At 71.0% G+C, this 9,988-nt stretch carries 8 protein-coding genes; 3 read left to right on the forward strand and 5 right to left on the reverse strand.

What is annotated here, in order from left to right; translation table 11 throughout:
* The coding region (locus PKD06_RS01035; RefSeq protein WP_324376858.1) for a WD40 repeat domain-containing protein at positions 1 to 1,842 on the forward strand (1,842 nt) is incomplete at its 5' end.
* A 63-nt stretch (positions 1,843 to 1,905) separates the two neighbouring features.
* The gene (locus PKD06_RS01040) at positions 1,906 to 3,726 is read left to right on the forward strand and encodes a hypothetical protein (protein ID WP_324376860.1); all 1,821 of its coding nucleotides are present in this window, start codon (positions 1,906 to 1,908) and stop codon (positions 3,724 to 3,726) included.
* A gap of 60 nt (positions 3,727 to 3,786) precedes the next feature.
* On the opposite strand, the gene amrB is transcribed toward PKD06_RS01040, so the two are convergent.
* Positions 3,787 to 5,484, reverse strand: coding sequence for an AmmeMemoRadiSam system protein B (gene amrB / locus PKD06_RS01045; protein ID WP_324376862.1), 1,698 nt, complete (start codon positions 5,482 to 5,484; stop codon positions 3,787 to 3,789).
* A gap of 5 nt (positions 5,485 to 5,489) precedes the next feature.
* On the reverse strand, positions 5,490 to 6,728 hold the full coding sequence (locus PKD06_RS01050) for an FAD-dependent oxidoreductase (RefSeq protein WP_324376864.1): 1,239 nt from the start codon (positions 6,726 to 6,728) through the stop codon (positions 5,490 to 5,492).
* Between the two features lie 242 nt (positions 6,729 to 6,970).
* On the opposite strand from PKD06_RS01050, the gene PKD06_RS01055 reads away from it, so the two are divergent.
* Positions 6,971 to 7,252, forward strand: a complete 282-nt coding sequence (locus PKD06_RS01055; RefSeq protein WP_324376866.1) for a hypothetical protein — start codon at positions 6,971 to 6,973, stop codon at positions 7,250 to 7,252.
* A 9-nt stretch (positions 7,253 to 7,261) separates the two neighbouring features.
* Here the strand turns inward: PKD06_RS01055 and PKD06_RS01060 are convergent, their stop codons facing one another.
* The 3 genes from PKD06_RS01060 to PKD06_RS01070 all read right to left on the reverse strand — a co-directional run.
* Entirely contained in the window at positions 7,262 to 8,104 is an 843-nt protein-coding gene (locus PKD06_RS01060; RefSeq protein WP_324376868.1) for an alpha/beta fold hydrolase, read from the reverse strand.
* Positions 8,097 to 9,035, reverse strand: coding sequence for an alpha/beta hydrolase (locus PKD06_RS01065; RefSeq protein ID WP_324376870.1), 939 nt, complete (start codon positions 9,033 to 9,035; stop codon positions 8,097 to 8,099). The genes PKD06_RS01060 and PKD06_RS01065 overlap by 8 nt, the downstream gene beginning before the upstream one ends.
* Positions 9,036 to 9,436: 401 nt before the next feature.
* Positions 9,437 to 9,988: phasin family protein (locus PKD06_RS01070; RefSeq protein ID WP_324376872.1), on the reverse strand; the 552-nt coding region annotated here is incomplete at its 5' end.

Below are 9,988 nucleotides of genomic sequence, written 5' to 3' on the forward strand. Positions count from 1 at the left end.
CCCCGCGCGGGGCGGCGCGCCCCCCTGGCCCGGCGGGGGGGCCCGCCCGCCTCTCTTTGGCCCTCGCCGAAGATCGACGATATCGCGCAGGGCTTCGAGATGGTGCGGGCCCTGCGTGTCGTGCCGCCGGGCCGGCTGCTCGCGGCCCTGTCCGATGGCGGCGTCGTCGGCTGGGGGCCGGACGGGGCGCTCGTAACGGCGCTGAAGGGCGAGGACGTCGTCGTCTGGGCGGCGGCGATCGGGGCCTCGGGGCGCCGGATCGCCCGCGCCGAGGGGGAGGGCAGTTCCATCGTCACCTGCGGGGGCGACGCGCCGGAAAAGCCCGTCTGCGCCGCGAGCCGCATTGGCGAGGGCCAGCCGAGATCGGTGGCGATCGACGAGGCCGGGAACCTCGTCGCGGCCGGCGACCAGGACGGCCGCGTCACGCTCTTCGACGGGGCCGGCACGCACCAGGGCGAGCCGATCGCCTTGGGCGCCCCTGTCACCGCTCTCGCCGTTTCCGCGCGCGCGGCCTGGATCGCGGCGGGGCTGGAGACGGGAGAGATCGTCGTGCTGGACGGCGCGAGCCGGGCTCCGGTCTACCGGACGGCGCCGACCGGGCGGCCCGTGCCCGCTCTCGCCTTCCGGCCGGGAGGCGATTCGCAAGCGATCGATCTCGCCGTGGCCTGCACGCAGAACGCCGCCTGCCTCCTGCGCCTCCGCCAGGGGGACGGGGCCTGGGCGGCGGCGGGGATCGTCAGGTGGCCGGGCCACAAGGGCGCGCCCGGCTCCTTCGCCTGGACGGCGGACGGGGCCTTGCTCGCCGCGGCCTATAACGATGGCTTGGTGCGGGTCTGGGACGCGGCTCCGCCGCGGGACCTGTCGGCCGCGCGGATCGGGGCGCGGCTATGGCCCCCCGAGGCCGGCCTGCTGACGCGCGTCGTTTCTTCTCCCGGCGGCGCCCGGCTGGCCGTCGCGGCGGACCGGAAGGTCTGGCTCTTCGACGGCAGGACCGGCGCGGTCCTGCGCTCGCTCGTCTTGCGGGACGGGCTCGAGCCGCGCGGGATGGCCTGGGCCCCCGATGGCCGCCTTGCCGCGGTCTATGACGACGGCTCGGTGGCGATCTGGCCCGCCGGGGAGGGCGAGCCGGTCGTCAGGACTTGGGATTCGAAGGCCAATCCCGGCCTCGCCTGGCTGGATGGCGGCGTTCTCGCCGTCGCCCTGTCCGACGGGCGCATCGCGCTCGTTCCCTCCGGGGGACCGGAGAGGTTCCTGCCCTCGGCCGCGCCCGGCGCCGATGCCTGGGGCCTCGCGGCCTCGCCGGACGGGACGCTGCTCTATGCCTCCTATGTGAAGGGCGAGATCCGGCGCTGGGAGCCGGCCTCGGGCGCGCACACGGTCCTGCGCGCCAGCTCGCCCGATCTTCCGCCGGCCGAGCGCGGCGGGCCGGAGAGCCTGTCGGTCAGCCCGGATGGGCGCTGGCTCGCCGTCACCGCGGATGACGAGACGGTCCGCCTCTTCGAGACGGCGGGATCTGCGCGAAAGACGCTGCGGACGGAATCCCCGGCCTTGCGCGTGGTGGCGTTCGGCGCCGATGGCGAAAGCCTCGCCGCGCTCGGCACGGATGGCCGCGCCTATGTCTGGACCGGCATGAAAACCGAGCCGGCGCGCTTCCTCGGCTTCGAGCCCTCGGACGGGAATGCCCGCTCGACCTCCACCCGCCCGGCGACCTGGCTCGCCTGGGCCGATCCGGGAACGCTCCTCGTCACGGTCGGCGGGAGCCTGCAGCTCGTGCGCCTCGACGAGGCGGCTTGGCGCCGCCGGGCCGAGAGCCTCGACCTCACCCTCGCGGGGCGCAAGTGAGGGCGGCTTGAGGATGGCGCCCGGCGCAATATAGTGCGCTCCCGATCGAGGAGGAGAAGCAGGATGCTGGCGCGTGCGACGGGGACAGGCTTGCTGCTCGCTCTCGCCTTCCTGGCGAATCCGGCGCGCGCGGAGGTCGGCCAGGACGATCCGCTCGTCCAGGTGAAGGTCGCCCTGCCGTCCGAGGCGGGCCGCTGGCGGACGCGAAGCCAGCAGGTCTTCGACGCGCACCGGCAGGAATTGCAGCGGCGGACCTATACGGTCTGGGACATGCAGCCCTCGCGGAGCCTCGATTTCGTCTGGATCCCGGACCGGCCGCAGGAGCGCGAGGCCGAGCGCGTCACGGGCGAGGGGCGGCTGGTCTGGCGCCTCGCCGGAAAGCCCGCCTATGACCCGGCCTCCTTCGTCGCCGAATATCGCGGCGCGATGCGCAACGGGCGGCCCCATGGCCGCGGCACCTACCGGGACCGCGACGGCCTCTCCTACGAAGGCTCCTGGAAGGACGGCCTGCCCGAGGGGCGGGGCAACCTGAAGCTCGCGGGCGGGGCGGAATTCTCCGGCCCCTTCAAGGCCGGCGCGGCCGAGGGCGAGGGCCATTTCTTCGACGTGGACGGCGAGATCTTCGAGGGCACCTTCCGGCACGGCCTGCGCGAGGGAAGCGGGCGGACGGTGCTGCCGAACGGCGCCGCCTATCTCTCCTCCTGGGAGCAGGGGGAGGAGCGCCCCGGCTCGCGCAAGCTTCGCCTCGCCCAGCTCGGCCCGGCCGGGGGGGCGGCCAACGACATCCGCCTCGGCGTCTCGGTCGACCGGGTCGACGATCAGACCGCGCTGCAATATTCGGCCTCGAACCAGGAGAGCGGCCTCGTCATCCGGCCGAGCAAGAAGCGGCTGATGGCGGTCTGGAAGGGCAATGACGACATCTCGCTGACGGACCAGGAGGAATCGCCCGGCGAGCGCGGCAGCTACGGTCTCTTCGCTTATACGGCGGGCGACCTGCCTCCGCTGAGCCTCGTCTTCGAGGTGCAGAACAGGGCGGCGGCGCCCGTGCGCATCCGCGGCGCTTCTCTCGACGTCGATACCAGCGTCTCGGATCTCCAGCCGGCGATCCAGCTCACGGCGGGCTCCTCGAACGAATGCGGCATGCGCAACCGGAGCGATTTCTCGCCCCAGTTCGAGCTGGAGAATTTCGGCTGGGCGCCCGCGGAGCGCTCGCAACTCCGCTTCGCCTTCGTCAGGCCCAAGACCAGCGTCGCCCCCGGCGCGGGCGGCCAGACGAAGGAGGTCGGCCTGATCCGCACCACCACGAAGGTCGACCTGGAATCGGACCTGCGCGCCGCCGGCGTCAAGACGGACCAGCTCAAGATGCGCGCCAAGAGCGGCGGGGTCGCCTGCCGCTCGAAGGGCAATCCCTCCGCCTGTCTCGCCGAGATCGCGAATTCCGGCCTCTTCGGAAGCCTGTCGCGCCAGATCACGCTGGAGCAACGGGATATCTTCCTCAACGCCGCCGGGACCCTGAACTACGTCTGGCGCGACCAGAAGGGCCAGGAGACGACGCGCTCCTCGCCTTTCAGCGCGAAGCTGCTGCTCGGCCGCACCCCGATCGAGGCCGAATGCGGCGAGGGGGCCGAGAAGGAGCCCCTGGGCAAGAAGCCGCTCGAATTCCGCCTCGGCCAGAGCCGCTATCGCCTGCCCATCGCCTTCGACCGCACGATTCCGCCCGGCCGCTCGGCCCGCTACACGGTGCGGGTCCAGGCGCCGATGTCCTCCGAGCACAAGTTCAAGGTGGTGCTGCAAAGCGCGGACGGACAGCAGATCGCCTCGCGCCCGATCGACCTGACCTATTTCCGCCCGAGCCGGCTGGTCGAGGGCAACCCGACGGAGTGAGGGGCGCTTGAGGTTTCCCTGTCATCCCCGGCCGGGGATGACAGGGGGCGTGGCCCGGCCTCATTCGCCCGCCGGGTGCTCGCCCTCGCGGAGCATCGCATTGGCCTCGTCGAAGAGGTTCGGCAGCGGCAGTACGCGGCTCGCGAGGGTGCCCTGCCGGAAGCGCCGTACCTCGAGGAGGACGCCCGAGCCGCGGCTCGCCGTCTGGTCAAACAGGAAATTGCCGAGGGAAGGCAGAAGCGCATAGGCGCCCCCTGCGGGAGCCTCGATCCGGTCGGTGCCGCGGTGGCTGTGGGCGCCGACGATCAGGCCCGCCCCGCAGCGCTGAAGAATCGAAGCCGCCTCGCGCTCCTCGGGCCGCAGGGTCTCGACATATTCGACACCCCAATGGACGAGGGCAACCAGAGGCGGCTTGGCCTGCTTGCGGCAGAGGATGTCGAGCGCCTCCGGCCGCGCCACCGGGAAGCCGGCACGGTCGTTGCGGCCGACGAGATTGACCGGCCAGAGCCGCAGGGGGCCGAGATCGGCCGCCTCCTCGTGCAGGAGCGGCGTGATGCCGGCCCCGCGCAGGAGCGCGGCGGTCTCCCGGTAGCCGTCCCGCCCGAGATCGAAGGCGTGGTTGTTGGCGAGGTTCGCCGCCCTCACGTTCAGCGCCCGCAGGAGCGGGATGGCGAGTCCGGCCGGCATGACGTGGAGATTGTCCGGCAGGCCCTCGGGCGGCTCCTTCAGCATTGCGCCTTCGAGATTGACCACCATCGGAGCCCCGCCGGTCAGCGCCTTCACCCGCGCCACGATGGCGGCGGAGATGGCGGGATCGGCGAGGGGCTTCGTGAGATAGCGCCCGGCGAGGAGGTCGCCGGCGAAGACCGTGACCTCCTGGTCCGCATAGGCGAGCGGAAAGGCGGCGCGCTCCGGCGAATAGACCGAGACGACGTAGCTCGTCGTCCGGCTCGCATGGGGGACGTACTCGATCGAGTTGCGGTTGGCGATGACGACGGCGTGGCTGCCGCCAGCCTCCTGCAGCCGCATCTGGATGTATTGGGCGCCCCGGGAATCCATGTGGTCGGAGGAGATCAGGTGTGTGACCGCTTCCGCGTCGCCGGAGGCGATCACGTTCAGCGTCTCCTGGTCGCGCGCGAGGGAGGCCGCGTGCGGCAGGTAATGCGAGTAGTCGGTCGACTGGACGACGAGCGTCCTCGGCGTGACGAGAGGCTTGAGCGCCGCGACCATCCGGTCCCAGTCCGCCCGGTCGGCCCGGATCGAGATCGCGATGGCGACGACGGGCGTCTGCGGCAGTGCCTCCTTCAGGAAGGGCAGCAGCGCCGCGATGCCGTGCTCCCCGTCGAAGAGCCCGCTCTCCTCGACGAGGTCCGGGGAGGCGAGGAGGGTTTCCACCGCCGCCCTGTCCGCCGCGACGGTGCCGAGCACCGTCTCGATGTCGCGCCGGGTCGTGGCAAAGGGCCGGCGCGCCTTGTTGAAGTGGTCGGGCGAGAGGAGGATGACCCGGTCGTAGCTGTTGCCGGCGAGCGTGGCGAAGCCGCGGGCGATCAGGTCCGCCGCGAGGAGATGGTGGGGCACCGAGATGCCGGTGACGGGCAGCGTCCGGCTTCCCGGCGGGGGCCGCTCCCGCTCGATCGCGGTGCGGAAGGGAGCCGCATCGGCATACATGGAGGGGACGGGCGGCTCGGCCCTCGCGGCGCCGGCGAGGGCGAGGAGCGCGAGGAGGAGCGGGCAGGCGGTCGAAGCGAGGCGGGGCATCGGCGCTATCCGAACCGGGTCGCCGCGAAGGGCGCGAGATCGACCTGCGGCACCCGCCCCGCCACGAGGTTCGCGACCTCCCGGCCGGTCGTGCTCGCGAGGCACATGCCGAGATGTCCGTGGCCGAAGGCGAGCCAGGCATTGGCGAGGCGCGGCGCCGGGCCGATCACGGGCAGGCTGTCCGGCAGGCAGGGGCGATGCCCCATCCAGCGGGTCGTCTCGCGGGTATCGAGATGGGGGAACATGTCCCGCCCGATGGCCAGCAGCGCATCCGCCCGCGCCCAGTTCGGCGGCGCCGAGAGGCCCGCGAACTCGACCGTCCCGGCAAGGCGCAGCCCCATCCGCATGGGCGTCGCGAAGACGCTGTGCTCGGGCGCCGTCACCGTGTGCCGCAGGCCCAGGTTGCTCGATGCGACGGTCACGTGATAGCCGCGCTGCGTCTCCAGCGGCACCCTGACGCCGAGCGCCTCGGCGAGGGGCCCTGACCACGCGCCGCTCGCCACCACGACGCCATCCCAACCGACCGGCTGGCCATTCTCCAGCTCGGGGCTCGTGACGCGGCCCCCCGCCGCGACGACGCTCCGCGCCCGCGCGCGGCGCAAGGCCGCACCATCCTCGATCGCCCTCGCGAAGATCGCCTTGGTGAGGGCGGAGGGGTCGAGCATCGTGCCGTTCGCGGCGGCGAGCACGCCGAAGCGGAAGCGGCCCTTGAGATCGGGCTCCATCGCGACGAGTTCCGCCTCCGCGATTTCCCGCAGGTCCGCGCCGAGCGAGCGGCGGATGTCGAGGCCCCAGCGCGCCTTCTCGTAGGCGTCGCGGCCGGAATAGACATAGAGGCAGCCGTTGCGCTCCAGGAGGCCCGAGGCGCCCGCGCGCTGGAGAAGGGGCTCGTAGCTCTCGAAGACGGGAGTCAGGAGCCCGTGCAGGGCGCGCGCCAGCCGCAGGACCTCTTCGCGGCTGGAATGGCGCAGGAAGCGCAGGAGCCAGGGCAGGACGCGCGGAAAATAGGAGGGGCGAATCGTCAGCGGCCCGAGAGGATCGGCGAGCCAGCCCGGCACCTTCCTCCACATGCCCGGAAGGCCGACCGGCAGCGCGGAGCTGGGCGAGATCGAGCCCGCATTGCCATAGGAGGTCGCTTCGCCCGCCTCCAGTGGATCGACGAAGGTGACCGCATGCCCGTCGCGTTGCAGATAGGCGCCAATGCAGGTGCCCACGATGCCGTTGCCGATGACCGCGATATGCATGACGCGGTTCTAGACCACGCCGCGGGAGAGGGGAATCAGGCGCGTCCGCGCCCCGGCTCCGCTCATGCGGCGTTCAGCGGGCGCCCGGCATCAACCCTGCATGGAAGTCACAGCGTGGAAACATCGCCTCCCTAAAGCGTTCGGCATCTGATCCACGTTTCACCAGTTGCGTATCCCTTGACTTTGTGCGCTGCACCATGATTTATAGTGCAATGCACAATAGAGCGAGACAGGGGCCTGCCATGGGACGACCCGCCAAGGTCGCGAAGGTTCTTCCGCCGCCGCGCGTACGGCGCGAGCCGCCGACGATCCAGGAGGCGATCGCAGCCGCCCAGGACCTGACGGACGATCGCGAGCAGCAGATCGAGATCGCGGCCGGCTTCATGGGCGTATCCGAGGACGAGGTGCGTCCGCACGTGCCGCTGCGCGCCAAGCCGGCTACCTCGATCATCGCCGGAAACCGGGCCGTGGTCGTGGAGCGCCGCGTCGCGCGCCCGAGCCTGCGCCGCGTCGCGTTGCGCTGACGCGCAGCCTCAGATGTGTCGGCTGCGCAGCCAGTCGACCAGAAGGCTCGCGGCCCTCGCGGCGGTGTCGTCGAGCATGAAGAAATGCGAGCCGCCGGGAATGCGGGCCAGTTCGGCGCCGTGATAGCAGGCCGTCCGCAGGGCGGTTCCTTCCCAGATCATCCGGTCCTCGGCCCCCTGGATGACGAGCGCGGGAATGCCCGCGGCCTGCGCCGGAAGGACCCAGCGCGGCAGGTGGGTCTGGCCGAGGGCCACCGGTGATTCGGGCACCATCTGGCGGGCGAAGCGGATCCGATCGACGGGCAGCATGTGCTTGCCGAAGAGGATGTCGAGCGCCGCCAGCTCGGTCGCGCTCTTGGAGCGGCCCGCCGAGCCGAGGACGCCCTCCGTCCAGAAAACCGGATCGGTGAAGGCCATGCGCGGTCCGACCAGCGTCAGCCCGTCCGGCGGCAGCGAGCCCATCAGCACGATGGCGCTGAGCGGCACGACGCCCAGGACCAGTTGCGCCAGATAGCCGCCCAGGGAATGCCCCACCACGATGGGCGGCTGCGGCATGGCCTGGATCGCGGCATGGACGTCGGTCAGGAAATCCTCGATCGTGGTCAGGCGCAGGCCGCGCTTGCCCTCGCTGCTGCCATGCCCGCGCAGGCTCAGCGCGATGGCGTGGCGCCCCTGCGCCGCGAGGAGCGCGAGGAAATGCTCCTGCCAGCACCAGGCCCCCGAGAACGCCCCGTGCAGGAGGAGGAGAGGCGCCCCGGCCCCGGCTCCCGGCGCCGGAATCGCCTCGATGATCTCCAGCGTGGGACAGCTCGGGCGGCGCAGCCTTTCGATGCGGACCATGACATCAGTCATGAGGAGTGCTCGCCATCCAGTCGGTGACGATCTTGATCTGGTCGGGATCGAGAAGGGCCGGCGCGTGTCCGCAATCGGGGATCTCGACCAGCGAGGCGCCGTGGTGGCGGATCGTCATTTCCCTGGCGGTTTCGGCGAGAAGCAGGTCGGATTGCTCGCCGCGCAGCACGAGGGTCGGGCATCTGATCGCGTCCCAGTAGCCCCACAGGCTCACATTATAGACGCGTCCCGGCCGGAACGCCTCCCCGATGCCGGGGTCGTAATGCTGCTCGAAACGCCCGTCGGGGGTCGGCACGAGGCTGTGGATGACGAGGTGATGCCATTGCTCGTCGGTGAGCGGGCCGAACGGCGCGAGGGTCGCGCGGAAATAGACCTCCGCCTCCTCGAGGCTGTCGAAGGAATGGGGGGCGTTGCGCACATTGTCCCCGAGGCGCCGCAGGGCCGTCCAGGGAAGGAAGGGCCCGATATCGTTGATGACGAGGCGCCGGATGGGGGAATCCTTCATTCCGGCGATGATCATGCCGGTCAGCCCCCCGAGGGAGGTCCCGATCCAATCCACCTTGGCCGCGCCGATGCGGGCCAGCAGGATGGTCATGTCCACGGCATATTGTGGGAAGGCGTAGTCGTCGGGATGGATCAGGCGGCCGCTGCGCCCGCGCCCGACGAGATCGGGGCAGATGACCCTGTAGCCCCTCTGGGCGAGCGCGATCGCAAGGGCGTCGAAATCGCGGCCCTGGCGGGACAGGCCGTGGACGCAGAGCACGACCTGATCGGTCCGCGGATCTCCCCATTCGGTATAGGAGATGTGGTGGAAATGCTGGCGGGCGATGCTGAGAACCCGGCCGCGGCGGAAGCGCGCCCAGGTGGAGGCCCGCGCCCAGCTCGGGACGTTCTTGGCGGGCAGGACTTCCCTGACCGGCTTCGCCGGCATGTTCGTGGATGCGGGAAGGGCCGCTTTGGAGGAGGGCCCCGCGGCACGGGATGCGGGTCTCGGCTTCTCTTTGGGAGGGATGCCGGTCTCGAGCCTGCCCTTAGCCATCCGCAACGTGATTGGTCCGATCGTGGTCGTGCCCGGCCCGGCCGGATGTCGGGCCCAGGTCAGGCTCTCGAAGGAGAGAGCGGCGTCCCCCGACGCCGTCAGGCGCATCTGAGCCTTTCGGCACGGCGATGGCAAGCCTGTTTGGACGCCTCTTGCCGGGCCGCGAAGGGCGGTCCGGCATGCCCACGGAGCGCGGCGACGTTCCGCCGACTCACGGTCACGCTCTCTCTTCCTGATGAAGCGTGACCTTTTCCGAGCCGGGGAGCGCGTCCTTCCGGGGCGGATGACCCGGCTTACGCCTTGGGATTGGCGGCCTTGAGTGCATCCTTGGCCGCTTGGCTGGCCAGGTCCTGGATCTCGCGCATCTGCTGGGCGAGCCGCTCGGTCGATTGCTGGAGGTAGTCGCGCTGAAGCTGCGCGATTTCCTTGAGATCCTTGGCCCTCACGAAGCGCTCGGCATAGTCGAAACCGGCCTTGGCATTCGCGTCGGCGAAGGCGAGCATGCGCAGATTGACGTCGCGGGCACCCGACCAGGCGAAGCGGGTGGTATCCTCGATCGTGTTCAGCATCCGCTCGGTCGTCGAGACATATTGCTCATAAGCCTTCTTGGCGCGCTCGACATTCTGCTCCGCCAATTCGCGGAACTGGGGAGGAAGCTTCGGTCCGGCGTTGCTCTCGTCGTCGGTCTTCGGCGCGCTCTTCGCGCCCGGCGAAGCAGGCTCCGCCTTGCCGGCAGGCTTCGAAGCGGCCTTGGGCGCCGGGGCAGGAGTCGCCGGAGCCTTTTTCTCGGGAGCGGCTTCCTTGGCCGGGGCGGCCTGCTGGACCGGGGCGGCTTCCTTGGCCGG

Origin of the sequence: Enterovirga sp. (genome assembly GCF_035325185.1) — a bacterium.
Lineage (GTDB): Bacteria > Pseudomonadota > Alphaproteobacteria > Rhizobiales > Beijerinckiaceae > Enterovirga.